The sequence below is a fragment of the Xenorhabdus sp. NBAII XenSa04 genome (assembly GCF_963866145.1).
Lineage (GTDB): Bacteria > Pseudomonadota > Gammaproteobacteria > Enterobacterales > Enterobacteriaceae > Xenorhabdus > Xenorhabdus indica.
Genome location: NZ_CAWMEB010000334.1, coordinates 1 through 19878, shown reverse-complemented (window position 1 = coordinate 19878; position 19878 = coordinate 1). Strand labels below are relative to the sequence as shown.

The following is a 19878-nucleotide window of genomic DNA, read 5'->3' as shown; positions in this document are numbered from 1 at the left end:
TTTGTTTTTCAATCAATGTATTACTAATCAATGTATTACTAATCAATACATTACCAATCAATGCCCTTTTGCGCTTTAATGCCGTTCTCAAATGCATGTTTGATTGGTCGCATCTCTGTAACTGTATCCGCAAATTCACGCAGCTCACGATGACAACCTCGTCCGGTAATAATGACGGACTGATTGGCAGGGCGCTGTTTAAGGGCTGTGAGAACATCGGTCAGTTCCAGATAACCGTAGTTGACCATATATGTCAGTTCATCAAGCACAACAAGCTGGATTGCAGGATCGGATAACAGCGTCAAGGCATGTTGCCACACAGACTGGCAAGCCGCGATGTCAGCTTCACGATTTTGTGTTTCCCATGTAAACCCGGTTCCCATAACATGAAACTCAACACCGTGCTGTATCAATAGATTCTTTTCTCCGTTTTCCCATGTTCCTTTGATGAATTGGATCACGCCAGCACGTTGCCCATGACCAATAGCACGGGTAACAGTGCCAAATGCAGCAGTTGTTTTCCCTTTGCCATTTCCGGTGAAGATCATGACAATGCCTCGTTCTTGTTGCGCTGCTTCAATGCGGGCATCAACTTTCTCTTTCAGACGTTGTTGTCTCTTTTGGTACTGGCTGTTATCTCTTGTCATTATTCGGTTTGCCCTGCCTTACGGCCCGGTTGAGCATCAAAACTAATGCCTGAATCATGCAAACTGTCCTCTCCCATCAGGTAAAGATACGCTGGCATAATATCGGCGGGTGTCTTTAACTTCGCCACATTCTCATCAGGAAATGCACTGGCACGCATAGCGGTTCGCGTTCCACCTGGATTAATGCAATTGACCCGCAGAGGGGTATCCTGATATTCCTCTGCCAGAACCTGCATTAAACCTTCTGTAGCAAATTTGGAAACAGAATAAGCGCCCCAGTTACTTCTTCCTTCACGCCCCACACTGGAACTGGTAAATACCAAAGAACCATTGGGAGATTTCAGTAACAATGGGATCAAAACCTGAGTCAGCATGAAAGTGGCATTTACATTCACTTGCATAACATCATGCCAAAGTTGAACGGGTTGGTCTGTGATGGGAGCAACAACACCTAACAAACCAGCGTTATGTAACACGCCATCCAGACGAGGATAATGTAGTGCCAGTTCATCGGCAAAAGTCTGGTACTCTTCAGCAGTCACAGTTAAAAGATCCATTGTATAAACGGCAGCAGGTAAACCGCCTTCATATTCGATCTGCTGTTTAACTGCTTCCAGTTTTGCAGTTGTGCGCCCAAGCAAAATAACCTGTGCGCCGTAGCGGGCATAAGTTAATGCCGCTTCACGACCAATACCATCACCAGCACCAGTAACTAAAATGATTTTTTGTTGCAGCAGGTTATTATTGGGTTGGTAATCTAACATCTGACTATTTTCCATAAACTGTTTTAAATCTGAAAGTGACATAAACAATTTGTCATCAGAACAAAACTTAATGCTCCCGTCAAATTGACAAAAGACTGTATGCCTTTTATCTGTATGTGCTTTTATGAGCGATACTAATGAATGGTTTTGATGGAATAACTTTGATAGAACGAATAGCTTTGATGAAAAATAGCTTTGATGAAATCGAGAAAAGTAAACTGTTAGAGCGCTATCTCAGGTTTTTAGTTAAAATGAAGCGTATTGTTCATCATAAATAATGAAGAAAGGTGGATCTGTGGAGTATTTTTCTCTATACGGACTGTTCTTGGCCAAAGTAGTGACTATAGTCTTGGCAGTCGTCATTTTGGCAGTATTTTGTATTGGAGTCAGTGTGCGTAAGACGATGCAAAAAGGAGAATTACGGCTGACCAATCTTGGTGAGTCATATAAGGAAAAGCAGCGTCAGATGCAGCAGGCTCGAATGAGTGAAGCAGAACAAAAAATCTGGCAGAAGGAGTTGAAAAAACAGCAGAAAGAGGAGGCTAAACAGAAAAAGGCCGCTGCTAAAGCTGGTCAGAAAGGTTCACTGAAACCTAGCCTTTATATTGTTGATTTCAAAGGCAGTATGGATGCGCATGAGGTGGATTCTCTGCGTGAAGAGATTAGTGCTATCCTGGCTGTGGCTGACAGCAAAGATGAAGTTCTTCTGCGTTTGGAAAGCCCTGGAGGAATGGTGCATGGTTATGGGCTTGCCGCATCTCAGTTAGCTCGCCTAAAACAAAAAGGTATACGTCTGACGATCTCTGTAGATAAGGTCGCAGCAAGTGGTGGTTATATGATGGCTTGTGTGGCTGATCGCATAATTGCCGCACCTTTTGCTATCATCGGTTCAATTGGCGTAGTGGCACAGTTGCCAAATATCCATCGATTGCTCAAGAAAAATGATATTGACATCGAACTTCATACTGCCGGGGAGTACAAGCGTACTCTGACTCTATTAGGTGAAAATACAGAGCAAGGACGGCAGAAATTTCAAGAAGATCTGAATGAAACTCATAAGTTATTTAAATCATTTATTCAGCAACATCGTCCTGCTCTGGATGTAGAAAAAGTGGCAACTGGTGAATATTGGTATGGTACACAGGCAAAAGAGCATAGTTTGATTGATGAAATCGGTGTCAGTGATGATTTTCTGATTGCACAAATTGAACACTATGAAGTTATTGGTGTCAATTACTCTCGTCGTAAACGAGTAGTCGAGCGTTTCATGGGAAGTGCAATGGAGAATGTTGATAAATTGTTTATGCGCTGGTGGCAAAGAGGCCAAAAACCGCTGCTTTGACAGTGAATTGACAGTAAAAAATTAGAACAGTAAAAACGCGCAGTAAGCGCCAGCAGATATGGCGGATAATATGATGGCTTATGCTTCTATTATCCGCATTATTTTTCATAAAATCAGTGCAAGACTTTTTTGTACCACACTTAATTAGCCGGGATTGTTTCAGTTTGCATCTATTGTGCTTCTCAAAAAAATAAGTTGTTGCGCATCGTTTTTTATCAGGTAGAGTGTGGGCTTTTCGTCATGCGGATGGAAGATTTTGTTTACAACGGTGAAACCATACCATTGTATGATATGCGTTTGTGTATAAAATACCTCATATATTTCAAGGGGTTTGGCAATAAAATTAAAGCCAAAGATAAAAATTAGTTGATATCTTGCGAATCTATCGCAATATAAAAAGAGATCTATTTTATATACCGCAACGCAATATAACTCCGTAATTTTCGCCATCTGAAAAGAAGATAATTAGGTAAAGGTAACTATGGGTAAAGCTCTTGTTATAGTGGAGTCCCCGGCAAAAGCCAAAACAATCAATAAATATCTGGGGAATGACTACGTTGTGAAATCCAGTGTAGGCCATATCCGTGATTTGCCGACCAGTGGTGCGGCAAGTCAAAAGAGTTCGAACTCATCTACCGATAAGAATAAAAAGAAAACCAAAAAAGATGAGAAAACAGCACTGATTAGCCGAATGGGAGTCGATCCCTATCATGGTTGGGTAGCGAATTATCAAATTTTGCCCGGCAAAGAGAAAGTGGTGGCAGAGCTGAAAACGCTGGCTGAAAAAGCCGCGCATATCTATCTTGCAACGGACCTTGACCGCGAAGGAGAAGCTATTGCATGGCACTTGCGGGAAGTGATCGGTGGAGATGACACGCGTTTCAGCCGCGTTGTATTTAATGAGATTACAAAGAATGCCATCACGCAGGCTTTTGATAAACCGGGTGAGTTGAATCTTGATCGTGTTAACGCCCAACAGGCACGTCGTTTTATGGATCGTGTAGTTGGTTATATGGTTTCACCGCTACTATGGAAAAAAGTTGCCAGAGGATTGTCTGCCGGGCGGGTTCAATCCGTAGCGGTCCGGCTTGTTGTTGAACGGGAACGTGAAATCAAAGCCTTTGTTCCTGAGGAATACTGGCAGATATATGCGGATTTAATGGCTAAAGGAGACGTTGAGCTCCATATGGAAGTTACCCATAAAGAGGGGAAACCATTCAAGCCAGTTAATGCGGAGCAGGCACAAGCTGCGGTGTCTCTGCTTGAAAAAGCCAGATATAAAGTCATCGATCGCGAAGACCGCCCAACTTCAAGTAAACCGAGTGCGCCATTTATTACTTCTACCTTGCAGCAGGCTGCCAGCACCAAACTAAGTTTTGGTGTTAAGAAGACCATGACAATGGCGCAAAAATTATATGAAGCAGGTCACATTACTTATATGCGTACTGACTCAACTAATTTAAGTCAGGATGCTTTGAGTATGGTTCGCGGTTACATTCGTGACAACTTCGGTGACAAGTACCTGCCTAAAGAGGCTAATGTCTATAGCAGCAAAGAGAATTCGCAAGAAGCTCATGAAGCTATCCGGCCTTCCAATGTTGATGTCATGGCTGAAGCACTGAAAGACATGGAAGCTGATGCTCAGAAATTGTATCAGCTTATTTGGCGTCAGTTTATTGCCTGTCAGATGACACCTGCGAAATACGATTCGACTACGCTGACCGTTCAGGCCGGTGATTTTGAATTGCGGGCTAAAGGCCGCACTTTGCGTTTTGACGGCTGGACAAAAGTCATGCCAGTTTTACGTAAAGGGGACGATGATCGTACATTGCCTGTTGTGGAAGCAGGCACTGATCTTGATTTACAAAAGTTGCTGCCAAGTCAGCACTTCACTAAACCACCCGCGCGTTTCAGTGAGGCCTCTCTGGTCAAAGAGTTAGAAAAACGTGGTATTGGCCGCCCATCAACTTATGCATCAATTATTTCCACTATCCAGGATCGTGGTTATGTGCGGGTTGAAAACCGCCGCTTCTATGCGGAAAAAATGGGTGAAATTGTCAATGATCGTTTGGAAGAGAATTTCAACGAATTGATGAGCTATGATTTTACAGCAAGAATGGAAGATCAGCTTGACCACGTTGCGAATGATCAAGCGGACTGGAAAGGGGTGCTGGATGAGTTTTTCATCAATTTTAGTTTGCAATTGGACGTTGCCAGCAAAGACCCAGAAGAGGGCGGAATGCGCCCGAATCCAATGGTTATCACCTCTATTGAATGTCCGACCTGTAGCCGCCCAATGGGTATCCGCACGGCCACTACAGGCGTATTTCTTGGTTGTTCAGGTTATGCACTGTCTCCAAAAGAGCGTTGCAAACAAACCATTAACTTGATCCCGGAAAATGAAATACTGAACATCCTTGAAGGGGATGATGCGGAAACTAATGCGCTGCGTGCCCGTCGTCGTTGTAGCAAATGTGGGACGGCGATGGATAGCTATCTAATTGATATTCAGCGTAAATTACATGTTTGTGGTAATAACCCTGCGTGTGATGGTTATGAAGTAGAAAACGGCGAATTCCGTATCAAAGGTTATGATGGGCCTATTGTCGAATGTGATAAATGTGGTTCAGAAATGCACCTGAAAATGGGTCGTTTCGGTAAATATATGGGATGTACAAACGAAGAGTGTAAAAATACCCGTAAAATCCTTCGTAACGGGGAAGTTGCACCACCGAAAGAAGATCCCGTTTATTTACCTGAATTGCCATGTGAAAAATCTGATGCCTATTTTGTCCTGCGTGACGGTGCTGCTGGTGTATTTTTAGCTGCCAGCACATTCCCGAAATCACGTGAAACACGTGCTCCTTTAGTTGAAGAGCTTGTGCGGTTTAAAGAGCGTCTGCCGGAGAAACTGCGTTATCTGGCGGAAGCACCTGTGGCAGATCCTGAAGGCAATAAGACTATTGTACGTTTTAGCCGTAAGACGAAACAACAATATGTTTCCTCAGAGAAGAATGGTAAAGCGACCGGATGGACAGCATTTTTTGTTGATGGTGCCTGGGTAGTTAAAGAGAAATAATGATTCTGATGCTGGGTTTTCAGTCAGCGCATTGAAATATAATCAGATAGATATTTCTTTTTTTACTTAAAGTATAATTTTTTTTCTGAAAAGCCAGTTTTTGGGACTGGCTTTTTTTTGTTTTTATCTAGAATAAGAGCATAATATTTCAGCAATATGTGCTTAATAATCGTCATTGGCCCTAATTATTTGTTATATATATATACAGCAAGTGTTATAGTAGTTATATGCCTATAAGAATATATTCTATATAGTTATAAGTGAATAACTATTAGCAATATAGAGCTGATTTAAACTACAAAAACATTCGTACATAATGACTACTTAGGGACAGTGCTGATATGAAATTGCAGCAATTACGTTACATTGTAGAAGTGGTTAACCACAACCTGAATGTATCTTCTACGGCGGAAGGATTGTATACCTCTCAACCAGGGATCAGTAAACAGGTAAGGATGCTTGAAGATGAACTGGGGATCCAAATATTTGCGCGTAGTGGAAAACATCTGACACACGTTACCCCGGCTGGTGAAGAGATTGTCCGTATTTCCCGTGAAGTCCTGTCAAAAATTGACTCGATTCGCTCCGTCGCCAGTGAGCATACCTATCCGGATCGTGGTTCTCTGTATATTGCCACCACACATACACAAGCAAGGTATGCTTTACCTCCCATTATTAAAGGTTTTATTAAACGTTATCCTAATGTGTCTCTTCATATGCATCAGGGGTCTCCAACCCAAATTGCAGAAGAAGTCTGTAAAGGCAATAGTGATTTTGCAATAGCAACGGAAGCGCTTCACCTTTATAGTGATCTCATCATGCTGCCTTGTTATCACTGGAATCGTTCTGTGGTAGTCACCAAAGATCATCCATTGGCAGAAAGGCAAAATGTAACTATTGAGGAGCTGGCAGAGTATCCGATTGTGACATACACCTTTGGTTTTACGGGGCGTTCCGAGTTGGATGTTGCTTTTGACCGTGCTGGCATTAAACCTAAAATCGTATTTACTGCGACAGATGCGGATGTTATTAAGACATATGTTCGTTTAGGATTGGGAGTCGGGGTTATTGCCAGTATGGCAGTAGAACCCATTCAGGATAGTGACTTGGTACGAATTGATATGCGTGATAAGTTCAGCTATAGCACAACTAAAATTGGTTTTCGTCGCAGCAGCTTCCTACGTAGTTACATGTATGACTTTATCTGGCGTTTTGCTCCACATTTAACCCGTGATGTTGTGGATAGGGCTATTGCATTGCGGTCTAATGAAGAAATTGAAGAAATGTTTAAGGATATTGAACTACCCATTGTATAAAAAAGTAAAAAGAGCTAATAAGAACCGAGGAAAATAGCAAGAGTTATTTTCCTCGGTTTTTGTCGTTCGTGATTCGTGAATAGTGTCTTTATTTTCTGTGCCCTCTGCGATGTTTAGCTCCTCTGGAACTTCTGTTTCCTGCTTGTGAAGGTGCTGATGAAGCTTGTCCAAAACCGAGTGAATCATAGCTGGGAGGAGCATCATAGCTTGGTGCTTCATAGGAAGGTGCTGAATAGGAGGGGGGGGCTTCATAAGGAGGAGGATTACGTCCAGGTACTGTACTAAATGGAGGCTGCAAACCTCTTCTGTGGAGATTTCTGGTTCTTGGCTGTGTGAGTGGTTGTTGTAAGTTCGATGGCCCTGGAATATCTCCACTTGTGTAGTGTTCATAATATTCTTGTGATGGAATAGGCGCGGACGAGGAAGAGGGTTGTGATTGTGAGAAAAGAAAAATGTTGTATGAAGATTTAAATTTTTCTAATGCTTCATGTTTATCAGAGCAATATGATAGATGAGGTACAATAGAAAACATGTATGTACTTAGATTTATATTGTAGGTATGACCACTCCACAAGATATACCTTCCAGGAATATCTTGTGTGAACCCCATACTTGCCAATAGGCTATGTATCATGTCATCTGATATTTGTGGTTCTTTGGGGATACGTAATTGACTGAAATCATTATATATTATACGTAATGATGTTATTCCATCGGAGCTTCTTGTATATTCCTTAATAAGTCGGTTCTTACGTAACTGCTCGAAATATTTGGCCAAATAAATCATATATCTCTCCACAAAAATTAAAGACAATTACTATGATAAATAGTTATCCAACTATTATCACCAAATAACAAGCAAATTATGCTAATGTATACTTGTTGTTTAGTGTCATCTGACATGTTTTTCTCATTCTGAAATATTATTATGGAGAGATATTTTCTAATAGGTAATAATAATTTAATTTATTCAAAATGATACGAAAAGTGGTTTATGACTCTCCTGTGCCGATACAACGTACTTTCATATAATTAGCGAGTTTTTTGTTATCTTCTGTTTTACTTGCTTGCAAGGCAGTAAAAACACCTTTTTGATCGCCTGGATTTTTATGCTGTCCTAATTTCTCTTTAGCGTGTATTTCATTAATGATGATTTTGAATCCGATAATAGCCTGTTGTTGTTTACTAAGGTACTCTTCTGGCATTAATTCGGTATTTTTCATCAACCCAGGCTCATATTTGTTGACTAATTCTTCTAAAGCCAATTTGGTTTCTTCATAGTTTAAAAATTTTGTGACACCGTAACAATGAACTGCCGTGTAATTCCAGGTTGGAACGGCATGAATGGATTCATACCACGTAGGAGATATATAAGCGTGTGGGCCAGTAAAAACAACTAAAACGTTCTGATTTTCCAACTCTTTCCAATGCGGGTTAGCTTTAGCAATATGACCGTATAAAACACCATTTTCTCCTTCATGAGGATTAAATACAAATGGAAGATGTGTTCCGGTTAAAGAGGGAGAAACTAATAACCCAAAACTATAAGTAGAAATAAATTTAGTGATATCTTCTTGATTTTTCATCTTCATTTTATCAGGTGTATACATGCTTGTGGCTCCGATATAGATTTGTTCAAGCGGTTTAGGAATAGCTGTGAAAAATTGGTACAGTAATTGCGTGGTTTATGTATTCAAGCTGAATTTAAAATTCTCCATTAAAAAAGTTATCTGATCTTTCTATTGATGACTGTTTATTTTTAAGGATAAATCGTTCAAAGGCTGTTTTAATTTCAGGATCTTCTAATGCTTGATAATCAAATAATGATACGCAGGAAGAATAGATAAACTCAACATTAATAGTTTCATTAGAAGCACAATTTGATGTGATTTCTGAATTATTTCTATCAAAATCCAGTTTGTAGAGTTTCATTTTGGGAATATACATCACTTGATCTTCACTCCCAATAGCTTCAATAACACTTGCTAATGTGAGAGTAGAATAATGATCGCTATTTTTTTTCAATCCAAGTCTTATGGCATCTCCTTGTTTTTGCAGGAATTTAGAAAAGCTTTTCATACTTGGGGATTGTGTATTCACAACGATATCCATAATGAGTTGTAGTAAATTTGTTGCAATAGAAAAACCTTTCATAACATGTTGGTATGTCTGTTCTTCAATATTTCGGATACTCACTAATGGTAGTTTGCTCATAACATCACCCCAAAATTGCACATCTGTTCTGTATTGTCGTCCACGAGTATTGGAATATTTGATGATATAATCAGTAGCAATGGAAGAAAGTGTTATTTGGATTTTCTTTATTTCATCCAGTTTTTTCATAACAGCAGATTTATCACTGAGTTGTGAAGTCATGACAAACTGAACAAGGCCATCAGTATCACTGAATCGATGATCAGATAAGGTGAAATGGTCTTCAATATCATAAAAGAAAAATCGCTCGGCCTGTTTTATCTGATCTAAATATTCTTCACGTTTTGTGATAATTTCTTTATCCATAATTCACCTCTAATCATTAATAAGCAGTAATTATTTGTAGAAAATATTCAGGGCACTAAATATCGGTTCCGCTCATCAATAAAACACATCCATTTTGTGGCTGTCATCACTAAAATTTATCAATAAATGAGGATTTACAGAGTGTTAATGAAATGTGTGATAGCTGAACCACAATTATTCACGAATATGTTATGTTTAATGGTGTAACTGATCATAAATATAAGAATGGAGGAGTTATGTCGTTTAAGTTGAAAACGGACTGTGCCTCAACACTTTCCATTAATAGTAAATCCATTAACAGTAAATTCCTTGGCAGTAAAACTTACCATTATTACAGTTTGTCTTTGTTATCCAGGCAATTAGGTGAAATATCCCGTCTTCCGAAATCTCTGAAAGTCCTGCTTGAAAACCTCCTGCGTAACATTGATGGTGATTCTGTTGTTGAAGATGATCTGAAAGCGCTGGTGGCATGGCAACAAAGCGGCCATGCAGAGCGGGAGATTGCTTATCGTCCGGCCCGTGTATTGATGCAGGATTTTACCGGAGTTCCTGCTGTAGTCGATCTTGCAGCGATGAGAGAAGCTGTTTTACGGCTTGGTGGAAATGTTGAACAAGTGAATCCATTATCTCCCGTTGATCTGGTGATTGACCATTCCGTTATGGTGGATAAATTTGGCACTGAACAAGCATTTACAGAGAATGTTAAGATCGAAATGGAACGTAACTATGAACGCTATTTATTTTTGCGTTGGGGGCAAAAAGCGTTCAATCGTTTCCGCGTTGTACCGCCCGGAACGGGGATCTGCCATCAGGTTAATCTTGAGTATTTGGGTAAGGCAGTTTGGTATGAAAATCATAATGGAAAAGATTTTGTCTATCCCGATACATTGGTTGGCACAGATTCTCATACCACGATGATTAACGGGCTTGGTGTGCTCGGTTGGGGTGTTGGCGGAATTGAGGCCGAAGCTGCGATGTTAGGGCAACCTATTTCCATGTTGATACCTGATGTGGTTGGTTTCAGACTGACAGGTAAGCTACGTGAAGGTATTACTGCGACGGATCTGGTTCTGACTGTAACACAAATGCTACGTAAGCATGGTGTGGTCGGTAAGTTTGTAGAATTCTATGGCGATGGTCTGGCTGATTTGCCATTGGCAGACAGAGCAACTATTGCCAACATGTCACCGGAATATGGTGCGACCTGTGGTTTTTTCCCTGTTGATGAAATTACGTTAGATTACATGCAATTAACCGGACGCAGTGAAGATGAAATTGCACTGGTTGAAGCCTATTGCAAACAGCAGGGGTTATGGCGCAATGCAGGTGATGAACCTGTCTTCACCAGTAGTCTGGAGTTAGATATGTCTACGGTGGAAGCAAGTCTGGCCGGGCCAAAACGACCTCAGGATAGGGTTGCATTGAGCGCTGTTCCAAAGGCTTTCCAATCCGCTATGGATCTGGATCTCCAGAAAAAACAAGGGGATCATGCAACTGTACCTGTGACTTTTGATGACCAGACTTTTTCATTACAAGAAGGTGCTGTTGTTATTGCGGCCATCACATCTTGTACAAACACCTCGAATCCCAGTGTCATGATGATCGCAGGTTTACTTGCCAAGAAAGCGGTTGAAAAAGGTTTACAACGGCAACCGTGGGTTAAAACTTCATTGGCGCCGGGATCAAAAGTCGTAACAGAGTATCTGAAACTGGCAGGGTTTATGCCCTATCTTGAAAAGCTCGGTTTTAATCTTGTGGGGTATGGCTGTACCACCTGTATTGGTAACTCTGGGCCATTGCCAGATCCGATTGAGGCGGCGATTAAACAGGCTGATCTGACCGTTGGTGCGGTACTTTCCGGTAACCGGAACTTTGAAGGGCGCATTCATCCTTTGGTCAAAACCAACTGGCTGGCTTCTCCTCCACTTGTCGTTGCTTATGCTCTTTCCGGCAACATGAAGAAGGATCTGACCAGAGAACCAATAGGGCAAGACCGACAAGGCCATGATGTTTATCTGAAAGATATTTGGCCGAATAGCAGAGAAGTGGCTGAGGCAGTCGAAAAAGTCAGAACAGAGCTGTTCCATAAAGAATATAATGCTGTTTTTGACGGTGATGAAGATTGGCAGGCATTAGAGGTTGAAAGTTCAGCCACTTATTCCTGGCAGCAAGATTCAACTTATATTCGTCTTCCGCCTTTCTTCAATAATATGACACCGGAACCCGAGCCGATGACGGATATCCATCAGGCTAATATTCTGGCAATTCTGGGGGATTCGGTAACTACGGATCATATTTCTCCCGCAGGAAATATCAAAGCTGACAGCCCGGCAGGAAGATATTTACAGGAACATGGTGTGGATCCGAAAGATTTCAACTCTTACGGTTCAAGGCGTGGAAATCATGAAGTTATGATGCGTGGAACTTTTGCTAATATTCGCATCCGCAATGAAATGGTACCCGGTATTGAAGGTGGATATACACGTTATATTCCATCACAAACTCAGATGGCCATTTATGATGCAGCTATGCGCTATCAGGAAGAGAAGAAACCGCTGGCTGTTATTGCTGGTAAAGAGTATGGCTCTGGCTCCAGCCGTGACTGGGCGGCCAAAGGAACCAGGCTATTGGGAGTAAGGGTAGTTATTGTAGAATCTTTTGAACGCATCCACCGTTCTAACCTGATTGGTATGGGGGTATTGCCATTAGAGTTTCCGCAGGGTGTCAGTCGCAAAACACTTAATCTGACGGGAGATGAGCGTATTGATATCACCGGATTAAGTGACATCAAACCCGGACAGGTTATTGTGGTAAAAATTACTTATCCCAGTGGTGAGGAAATACGGATTAATACTCGTTGTCGTATTGATACCAACACTGAACTGGCATATTTCTACAATGGCGGCATATTGCATTATGTGATCCGTAATATGTTGAAATAGCAAAAATTAAATAGCGAAAGCAATATCCAGTGATATATATCCAGCAATAAAAGCCACTGAGCTCAAATTTATATAAATAAAGACTGCGCCCACACCGACGCAGTTTTTATTTTTCACAGTTTTTATTTCCTTACAGAAAGGATATTAACTGGATTTGGATAATAAATGTCCCATTAAACGAGCTTTTGTATCCAGGTAGTAAGCATTATTGGGATTACGCCCGACAACCAGTGGCACTCGTTCGACAATGTTAATGCCTGCTCCTAGCATAATCTCAATTTTTTGTGGATTATTTGTCAGAAGACGAATAGCACGAACATCCAGTAACTTATACATGTCTGAACACAGAGTGAAATCCCGCTCATCAGCGGCAAAACCTAACTGATGGTTGGCTTCGACAGTATCAACGCCTTGATCTTGTAATGCATAGGCGCGAATTTTATTCAACAGGCCAATATTACGACCTTCTTGACGGTGATACAGCAGAACACCCCGGCCTTCCTTGCTGATTTGTGACAGAGCAGCCTCTAACTGAAAACCACAGTCGCATCTTAAGCTAAATAAAGCATCTCCTGTCAGACATTCTGAATGGATGCGGGATAAAACAGGGTCATCGCCTGAAATGTCACCATACACGAGAGCAACATGGTCACGACCTGTTTCTATCTCTTCAAATCCAATCATCATAAATTCGCCCCAGGGAGTGGGCAACTTAGCTTCAGCTACTCGTTTTAGCTGCATTTTTGTATTCATATGTTGATTTAGCTCGTTATATCCCCGTCGTTTTTCAAGCCACAGTTTGTTGACGGTGTTCGTTCATCTGGTCACACAGTTATCTATATCTATCATATAGCTATCTACGCTCCCGGAGATTTGTTCCTTTACCGTCACGCTGCATCTTGAATTCCATAGGGTATAAATATTGTGATACTCAGAACAATACCAGTTTGGAAATCAGCTAAAACTGCGCAAAATTTTCTCTGATTACAGCGCATGTACGCGCTCGGATTATAACAGAAATTATGTTTTTGTCCGTAAAGAAAGACGGTTGCAGAGAACACATGAGAGAAATTAATTACAGTAATTTAGCATGCTAAACTATAAACGTATTTTGGGAGAAAGGTTAGATGTTGTCATTCCAATATAATGACGGAATTGCGAGGGAGCGAAGTAGAATATTGTCACAAAAAAGGAGAAATATTGGTTTGATGCAATAAAGTGCTTCCTTTGCGTAGACGAGAAATGCTAATTTAGCAAGCCATTATGTCTGTTATTTGGTATATTAATCAGCAACAATCGATAACAGGAAACAATGTGAAATATTTTCTGATCTTATTACTGGCACTGGTTGTTTTTGTTATCTCAGTTACACTGGGAACGAATAATAATCAAGTAGTAACATTTAATTATCTGATTGCCAAAGGCGATTATTCGATATCTACGCTGCTGGCGGTATTGTTTGCTATCGGTTTTGCTCTTGGATGGGGAATTTGTGGGGGATTTTATCTGCGTACCAGTCTGTCACTAAGACGCGCCAAACGTAAAATTAAGCGTCTGGAGACTCAGTTGGAACAACCGATTGAGCTATCTGCCAAAGAACAAGCCGCTAAAACTGCTTCTTCAGTAGTTTTAAACAAGGAATAATTCTCTATGTTAGAGCTGTTGTTTCTGTTGCTTCCTATTGCTGCAGCTTATGGTTGGTATATGGGACGCAGAAGTGCTCAACAAGATAAGCAGCAATCTGCAAACCGCTTGTCGCGTGAATATGTTGATGGTGTTAATTTTTTACTCTCCAATCAGCAAGACAAGGCGGTTGATCTATTTCTTGATATGCTAAAGGAAGATAGTTCAGCGTTTGAAGCACATTTAACGCTGGGAAATCTGTTCCGTTCTCGTGGTGAAGTTGAAAGAGCCATCCGAATTCACCAATCCCTTATGGAAAGCGCCTCTCTGACATTTGAACAACGCTTGCTCGCTATTCAGCAGCTTGGAAGAGACTATACAGTGGCAGGGCTGTATGACCGTGCAGAAAATATGTTTGTTCAGTTAGTCGATGAAAAGGATTTTCGTGAAAATGCGTTTAACTCTTTACTAACTATTTATCAATCAACCAGCGACTGGAGCAAAGCTATTGATGTCGCTGAAAAATTGGTCAAATTGGGTAAACAGCAGTTTCGGGAAGAGATTGCCCACTTTTATTGTGAATTGGCTCTGCAAGGTATGGGAGAAAAGGATTTCAGTAATGCCATTGGGTATTTGAATAAAGCAGCTCAGACAGATAAGCATTGTGCCCGTGTTTCTATCATGCTCGGCCGTATTTATATGGCACAAAAAGAGTATCTCAAAGCGATTGAGGTACTTAAACGCATTCTTGAACAGGATAAACAGTTAGTCAGCGAATCTCTGCCGATGTTGCAGGAGTGTTATCAAAATCTTGCTCAACCAGAAGAGTGGGAAACTTTTATTCGGCGCTGTGTAGAAGAAGATTGCGGTGCAATTGCAGAACTTCATTTGGCTGATATTATTGAGAAAAAAGAGGGGCGTGATATCGCCCAAAATTACATTAACCGTCAATTGGAAAGCCACCCGACAATGCGTCTATTTTATCGCCTGATGGATTACCATTTGGCGGACGCAGAAGATGGCCGTGCCAAAGAAAGTTTGATCCTTCTGCGTAATATGGTAGGTGAGCAGATCCGCACTAAACCAGATTATCGATGCTATAAATGTGGCTTTACTTCTCGCTCATTTTATTGGCATTGTCCTTCATGTCGTTCGTGGGACACCATCAAACCCATCCGTGGTTTAGATGGTCAGTGACAGTGTCACGATTATTGATGGCACCTTTCGACATGTTTTTTCATTTATGAAGTTTTCATTCACGAAATAAAGTTTATTAGTTAATTAAAGGCCGAAGAATGACATCTCATACAGCTCAAACTTTAGATAAACAGATTGAGTCCCCTGTTGTTGTTGCATTGGATTATGATAATCAGGATGCCGCACTGGCATTCGTCGATAAGATTGATCCACAGTATTGTCGTCTGAAAGTGGGTAAGGAGATGTTTACATTGAATGGCCCACAATTTATTCAGGTATTACATCAACGTGGTTTTGACGTGTTTTTGGATCTCAAGTTTCATGATATTCCTAACACAACTGCAAGAGCTGTGGCTGCGGCGGCAGAATTGGGGGTTTGGATGGTCAATGTTCACGCCAGTGGCGGGGAGAGAATGATGACCGCAGCTAAAGAGGCTTTATTACCTTATGGTAAAGATGCCCCGTTGTTAATTGCTGTAACTGTTTTAACCAGCATGGAACAATTTGACCTGTTGGGAACAGGTATTGATGTTACACCAGCACAACATGCTGAACGTCTGGCAAAATTGACCAAACAATGTGGTTTAGATGGTGTCGTTTGTTCAGCCCATGAAGCTCAGCAATTGAAAGCGGTATGTGGTCAGGAGTTCAAACTGATTACACCGGGTATTCGCCCTGAAGGTTCAGATGCCGCAGACCAACGCCGTATTATGACGCCACCACAAGCTGTTCAGGCAGGTGTGGATTACATGGTAATCGGTCGTCCGATTACTCGTGCTGAAAATCCCGCACTGGCATTACAGAAAATTAATCAGTCTATTGGGATTGTCCATGGATAATAATTCTCGCCTGGTGTATTCGACAGATTTTGGTCGCATTCAAGAAGAAAAAGTGACTCCTGCTCGTCCTAAAGGTGATGGTATCGTGCGTATTCAACGTCAAACCAGTGGGCGTAAAGGGAAAGGGGTTTGTGTGATCACAGGTATTGATGCTGATGACCAAACGCTTACCAAACTGGCAGCAGAATTGAAGAAAAAATGTGGTTGTGGTGGCTCCGTTAAGGATGGTGAAATTGAAATCCAGGGTGATAAGCGTGATTTGCTGAAGCAATTGCTGGAAGCGAAAGGCATGAAAGTGAAATTAGCGGGTGGCTGATTTAGTTTCTCATCCTTACCTCATACGCATTTCGTAAATCCTCACAAGCTATGCAGTAAATTAATTGTGTAGCTTGTCATAGCGGCCTATTGACTCAATCAAAATTCAATGCGTTTCATATCTCAAAGTTAAATATTAATTATTCAATTAGATTATCTATTATGAGAAGATTTTAACATTTTAAAATTCATACTATTTAGCACACCACTGACATTTAGTTAGTTTAAAAGGTTACTATATATGATAGAAATACGTGAAATTGATAGAGATAATTTGTTTGATATATGCGAATTAACATCAAATAAAGATGGTATTGGAACTGTGATGGAAGAATATATTTGTTGCAATGCTATTTCAATTGCTGAAGCCAAATTTTTTCCTGAATTTGAACCAAAGGCCTTATATCATAATGGAATATTAATTGGTTTTTTTATGTATAAACATATAGAACAGAAACCACAGGAAGTGGAAATTTGTCGATATATGCTTGATTACAAATTCTTAGGAAAAGGGCTAGGAAGAATGACATTTGAAGCGATATTATCTTACTTTAAAGAAACAGGAATTAAAACTGTAACTTTGATGATAGATGATGATAACCTAATTGCTAAAAAACTTTATACTTCTTCTGGTTTTGTTTTCACGGGAAAAGTTTTAAAAGAAGAGTATTATTACAGTTTAGATATATAAAAATTTTTCTGATTTAGGATTACATGTGGCTAATATAAGGAATGAGGCGCAGGCGCCTCATTCTATTTGATCTCGATAGCTTCTACATACTTCTTTCAAAGTTTCTCAAATAACGTCAGACATCAATCTTTTAAAATCAGAAGACGATAATTTGGATCTGAGATAATTTCTGATTCTTCAAATGGTAAATGTAACCATTGTTTAGCCTTATAGAAACGAGTGGCGTCACTATAATGCGGCGAAGCAGGATCATCTGACAATGAGGTTAATAATGCAGTATAAGCCTCTACTTTATTATTTGGAAAGCTAATAAGCTGTAAGTAACTGTTGCCAAAGATATCGAGTTTTGTATCATCGATTTGTTTTATACAAGCGATAGTGAAATACCCGATTTCACCACAGCCACCATATAAAGGAACACGATTATTTCCTCGTGGTAAATATAAATAGTCACCCCGTTGCGCATCCAGTGATAATCCACGGTGATTTAAATCCAACACGGTGGATCCCAGTGCTTGCCGGAGTGTTTCTGTTATATCAGCATGGAGCTTACGTGGTGTATTTAATGGATCATTTTTGTTAAAGGGAATGGCAAATAAAATATGATCCGGTAAATCCAGCAGACGATCCCAAACACCATCCCAAATATGTGCCCCTCGTGCGGTAATATTACCACTATTATCCCAAGTCTTTAGAATATGGCAGGCTGTGGTTATATTAACGCGTTGCGGAGAGGAGTAGGTTATGTCATTCAGAGGGTCATGTTGTATATCGACCAGCGGTGAGTGACAGGCTTTTTCTAACAGTTGGGATTTGAATAATTCAGCAGTCAAAACGCGACTGTTTAAAACCATTTTCTGGAGTACTTCATTATTGATGAATTTCCCCGGATACTGATCATGACCTTTCAAACGTTCTTGTACCATGATATGGCCTAAGCGTGTACGCATACTGACAGGTTTATTACCATCGGGGCCAAAGATGACAGGATAACCCGTTAAAGGTGCTTGGGGATTGGTAAGCCAATAACTGTCGTTCATATTGGCGACATAATCAGTACGCAGCAAATTAGGCATTCGCGCTGGTCCTACAGCACCTGCTTGAACTGAATCAGGGTCACTCTGCCAATCACAGAAACTGTGTGAACCGTCAAAAAATGGGATCCCCGGAGCTAATCGGGCAGCCAAGATTTGGCGGGATTTGGTGGTACAAATTTTCATTTGCTCTGGGGAAACATTAGGGACGACCCCCATATCCGCATACCAGGCCTGATCACTGCCACGACCCACGGCGACGGTATTCACCCAAGGCATAGCCGCTTCTTGCTGTTGGATAGCAATAAATTCGTCAAGAGAACGGGATTGACCCCAGCGTAACCAGTTTCGCCATAAGCGGAAATTGTCTTGATTGATATCGCGAACTGCAAATGCTTTTTCTGTGTCCCAACGTAGTGGGGAAAGATTCACCAGTGGCCCATATTCTGACTTATACAATGTGCGGGTAACGGGAATCAAAGCGCCAGAATCTTGTTTAACTTGAACGGTAATGGTGTTGGCTTGCATTTTTATTTTTTTACCATCACGGAGGTAACTTAATGGATCATCAGGTGCCAGACTGAGTTCATAAAACCCCATGCGAGCCGTTACCGAATTAGTGTGACTCCATGCAATATCCTTGTTAAAGCCAATTTGGATAATGGGAATCCCTAAGAATGACGCCCCACTGACATTGATTTCACCAGGGATTGTAAATTGAGCTTGGTAGAAACGGTCTGGGCCAAACCAAAACCAATGCGGATTGCCAAATAATAGAGGGGAGTCTGAATGAGTGGCTTGTGTTCCAAATCCATAAACATTACTGCCAATGCCTCTATTTACCAATCTGTTCAAACGAAATGAAGCTATCGACATCGGTAATTCTGAGGTTGAAATATCCGTAGTTGATAAAGTCGTGGGAGGTTGGGCACTGACAATGTTAGTTAACATAAGGCTATACCCTTCTGCAAATAACACAGCATTCATACGTCGATAAATATCTTGTTCACTGATTGGCTGGACCCAGGCCTTATTGCGACAAGCCTGATGAGCCGTGCTATGAAGGGGTAATTCGTGCAGGTATCGGTTATAACCAGCCGTAAAGCCGGAAACAAGTTGTTTGATCTTTTCAGGTTGGGCTTGAATCATACGCTCCAGCATATCTTCTGAAAGAATATGGCGGTGATAAAAATCAGAATCCAGATTTTTCACTTTATTTGTTATCCCTTCATAAACCAGTGTGGTTTTTCCGCCAAAATATCGGGATCGTTCGCCACGATAAGTCAGAAAGGAATCTGCCATAGTACAAAGATTATCCTGTGCCTGAACATAACCATAGCCATAACCTAATCCAACCCAATTTTTGGCTTTAATATGTGGAATGCCTAAACTGGTGCGACGTATTTCTGCATATTTATCCAAATGACTATTAACTTGTGTCGCAGGAGCGTGATGAAGACAGCCCCCCAATAAGCTTGAGCTAAAAATGAAGGTAATCATTTTAAGGCAGGATTTTATTTTTATCGTTTCAAATATCATGTTTCTTTTTCCTAAATGCCTTTTCAAAAT

16 protein-coding genes are annotated in these 19878 nt (G+C 40.9%); 9 read left to right on the top strand and 7 right to left on the bottom strand.

Annotation, left to right across the window (positions count from 1 at the left end; genetic code table 11):
* Positions 1-50: 50 nt before the first annotated feature.
* The gene (gene cobO, locus AAC147_RS11750) at positions 51-647 is read right to left on the bottom strand and encodes a cob(I)yrinic acid a,c-diamide adenosyltransferase (protein WP_047678154.1); all 597 of its coding nucleotides are present in this window, start codon (positions 645-647) and stop codon (positions 51-53) included.
* Complete coding sequence (locus AAC147_RS11745) at positions 647-1411, bottom strand: YciK family oxidoreductase (protein ID WP_047678179.1); 765 nt, start codon at positions 1409-1411, stop codon at positions 647-649. The genes cobO and AAC147_RS11745 overlap by 1 nt, the downstream gene beginning before the upstream one ends.
* A 295-nt stretch (positions 1412-1706) precedes the next feature.
* Here AAC147_RS11745 and sohB point away from each other — a divergent pair, with 295 nt between their 5' ends.
* The 3 genes from sohB (at position 1707) to cysB (ending at position 7148) form a co-directional block, all read left to right on the top strand.
* Entirely contained in the window at positions 1707-2753 is a 1047-nt protein-coding gene (gene sohB, locus AAC147_RS11740; protein ID WP_047678178.1) for a protease SohB, read from the top strand.
* Positions 2754-3234: 481 nt separating this feature from the next.
* Positions 3235-5832 carry a type I DNA topoisomerase gene (gene topA, locus AAC147_RS11735; RefSeq protein ID WP_047678148.1) on the top strand — a complete coding sequence of 866 codons (2598 nt, stop codon included), beginning with the start codon at positions 3235-3237 and terminating at the stop codon, positions 5830-5832.
* A gap of 341 nt (positions 5833-6173) precedes the next feature.
* Positions 6174-7148 (top strand): HTH-type transcriptional regulator CysB, encoded by a 975-nt coding sequence (gene cysB, locus AAC147_RS11730; protein WP_047678146.1) that lies wholly within the window; start codon positions 6174-6176, stop codon positions 7146-7148.
* Positions 7149-7236: 88 nt separating this feature from the next.
* Here the strand turns inward: cysB and AAC147_RS11725 are convergent, their stop codons facing one another.
* The 3 genes from AAC147_RS11725 to AAC147_RS11715 all read right to left on the bottom strand — a co-directional run bounded on the left by AAC147_RS11725 (position 7237) and on the right by AAC147_RS11715 (position 9668).
* On the bottom strand, positions 7237-7935 hold the full coding sequence (locus tag AAC147_RS11725) for a hypothetical protein (RefSeq protein ID WP_156115303.1): 699 nt from the start codon (positions 7933-7935) through the stop codon (positions 7237-7239).
* 205 nt (positions 7936-8140) lie between these two features.
* On the bottom strand, positions 8141-8758 hold the full coding sequence (locus AAC147_RS11720) for an FMN-binding negative transcriptional regulator (RefSeq protein ID WP_047678139.1): 618 nt from the start codon (positions 8756-8758) through the stop codon (positions 8141-8143).
* Between the two features lie 94 nt (positions 8759-8852).
* Positions 8853-9668, bottom strand: a complete 816-nt coding sequence (locus tag AAC147_RS11715; RefSeq protein ID WP_047678136.1) for a hypothetical protein — start codon at positions 9666-9668, stop codon at positions 8853-8855.
* 236 nt (positions 9669-9904) lie between these two features.
* Between AAC147_RS11715 and acnA the strand changes: the two genes are divergently transcribed.
* Positions 9905-12610 carry an aconitate hydratase AcnA gene (gene acnA, locus AAC147_RS11710; RefSeq protein WP_047678133.1) on the top strand — a complete coding sequence of 902 codons (2706 nt, stop codon included), beginning with the start codon at positions 9905-9907 and terminating at the stop codon, positions 12608-12610.
* A 144-nt stretch (positions 12611-12754) separates the two neighbouring features.
* Here the strand turns inward: acnA and ribA are convergent, their stop codons facing one another.
* A complete protein-coding gene (gene ribA / locus AAC147_RS11705) occupies positions 12755-13351 on the bottom strand; it encodes a GTP cyclohydrolase II (protein WP_047678130.1) in 597 nt (198 codons plus the stop codon).
* A gap of 573 nt (positions 13352-13924) precedes the next feature.
* On the opposite strand from ribA, the gene AAC147_RS11700 reads away from it, so the two are divergent.
* From AAC147_RS11700 to AAC147_RS11680, 5 genes are all read left to right on the top strand, one after another.
* Positions 13925-14254 (top strand): LapA family protein, encoded by a 330-nt coding sequence (locus AAC147_RS11700; RefSeq protein ID WP_047678175.1) that lies wholly within the window; start codon positions 13925-13927, stop codon positions 14252-14254.
* 6 nt (positions 14255-14260) lie between these two features.
* Positions 14261-15430, top strand: a complete 1170-nt coding sequence (gene lapB, locus AAC147_RS11695) for a lipopolysaccharide assembly protein LapB (protein ID WP_047678127.1) — start codon at positions 14261-14263, stop codon at positions 15428-15430.
* A gap of 98 nt (positions 15431-15528) precedes the next feature.
* Positions 15529-16269 carry an orotidine-5'-phosphate decarboxylase gene (gene pyrF / locus AAC147_RS11690; RefSeq protein ID WP_047678124.1) on the top strand — a complete coding sequence of 247 codons (741 nt, stop codon included), beginning with the start codon at positions 15529-15531 and terminating at the stop codon, positions 16267-16269.
* Positions 16262-16585 (top strand): stress response translation initiation inhibitor YciH, encoded by a 324-nt coding sequence (gene yciH, locus AAC147_RS11685; RefSeq protein WP_047678121.1) that lies wholly within the window; start codon positions 16262-16264, stop codon positions 16583-16585. Before pyrF ends, yciH begins: the two co-directional genes overlap by 8 nt.
* A gap of 240 nt (positions 16586-16825) precedes the next feature.
* Positions 16826-17275 carry a GNAT family N-acetyltransferase gene (locus AAC147_RS11680; RefSeq protein ID WP_052189338.1) on the top strand — a complete coding sequence of 150 codons (450 nt, stop codon included), beginning with the start codon at positions 16826-16828 and terminating at the stop codon, positions 17273-17275.
* A gap of 122 nt (positions 17276-17397) precedes the next feature.
* On the opposite strand, the gene AAC147_RS11675 is transcribed toward AAC147_RS11680, so the two are convergent.
* The gene (locus AAC147_RS11675; RefSeq protein ID WP_047678118.1) at positions 17398-19848 is read right to left on the bottom strand and encodes a penicillin acylase family protein; all 2451 of its coding nucleotides are present in this window, start codon (positions 19846-19848) and stop codon (positions 17398-17400) included.
* Positions 19849-19878: the final 30 nt, after the last annotated feature.

Bases quoted from the DNA above. Each gene is read 5' to 3' on its own strand.
- cobO (WP_047678154.1), bottom strand. From the start codon at position 647: ATGACAAGAGATAACAGCCAGTACCAAAAGAGACAACAACGTCTGAAA.
- AAC147_RS11745 (WP_047678179.1), bottom strand. From the start codon at position 1,411: ATGTTAGATTACCAACCCAATAATAACCTGCTGCAACAAAAAATCATT.
- topA (WP_047678148.1), top strand. From the start codon at position 3,235: ATGGGTAAAGCTCTTGTTATAGTGGAGTCCCCGGCAAAAGCCAAAACA.
- cysB (WP_047678146.1), top strand. From the start codon at position 6,174: ATGAAATTGCAGCAATTACGTTACATTGTAGAAGTGGTTAACCACAAC.
- AAC147_RS11725 (WP_156115303.1), bottom strand. From the start codon at position 7,935: ATGATTTATTTGGCCAAATATTTCGAGCAGTTACGTAAGAACCGACTT.
- AAC147_RS11720 (WP_047678139.1), bottom strand. From the start codon at position 8,758: ATGTATACACCTGATAAAATGAAGATGAAAAATCAAGAAGATATCACT.
- AAC147_RS11715 (WP_047678136.1), bottom strand. From the start codon at position 9,668: ATGGATAAAGAAATTATCACAAAACGTGAAGAATATTTAGATCAGATA.
- acnA (WP_047678133.1), top strand. From the start codon at position 9,905: ATGTCGTTTAAGTTGAAAACGGACTGTGCCTCAACACTTTCCATTAAT.
- ribA (WP_047678130.1), bottom strand. From the start codon at position 13,351: ATGCAGCTAAAACGAGTAGCTGAAGCTAAGTTGCCCACTCCCTGGGGC.
- lapB (WP_047678127.1), top strand. From the start codon at position 14,261: ATGTTAGAGCTGTTGTTTCTGTTGCTTCCTATTGCTGCAGCTTATGGT.
- pyrF (WP_047678124.1), top strand. From the start codon at position 15,529: ATGACATCTCATACAGCTCAAACTTTAGATAAACAGATTGAGTCCCCT.
- yciH (WP_047678121.1), top strand. From the start codon at position 16,262: ATGGATAATAATTCTCGCCTGGTGTATTCGACAGATTTTGGTCGCATT.
- AAC147_RS11680 (WP_052189338.1), top strand. From the start codon at position 16,826: ATGATAGAAATACGTGAAATTGATAGAGATAATTTGTTTGATATATGC.
- AAC147_RS11675 (WP_047678118.1), bottom strand. From the start codon at position 19,848: ATGATATTTGAAACGATAAAAATAAAATCCTGCCTTAAAATGATTACC.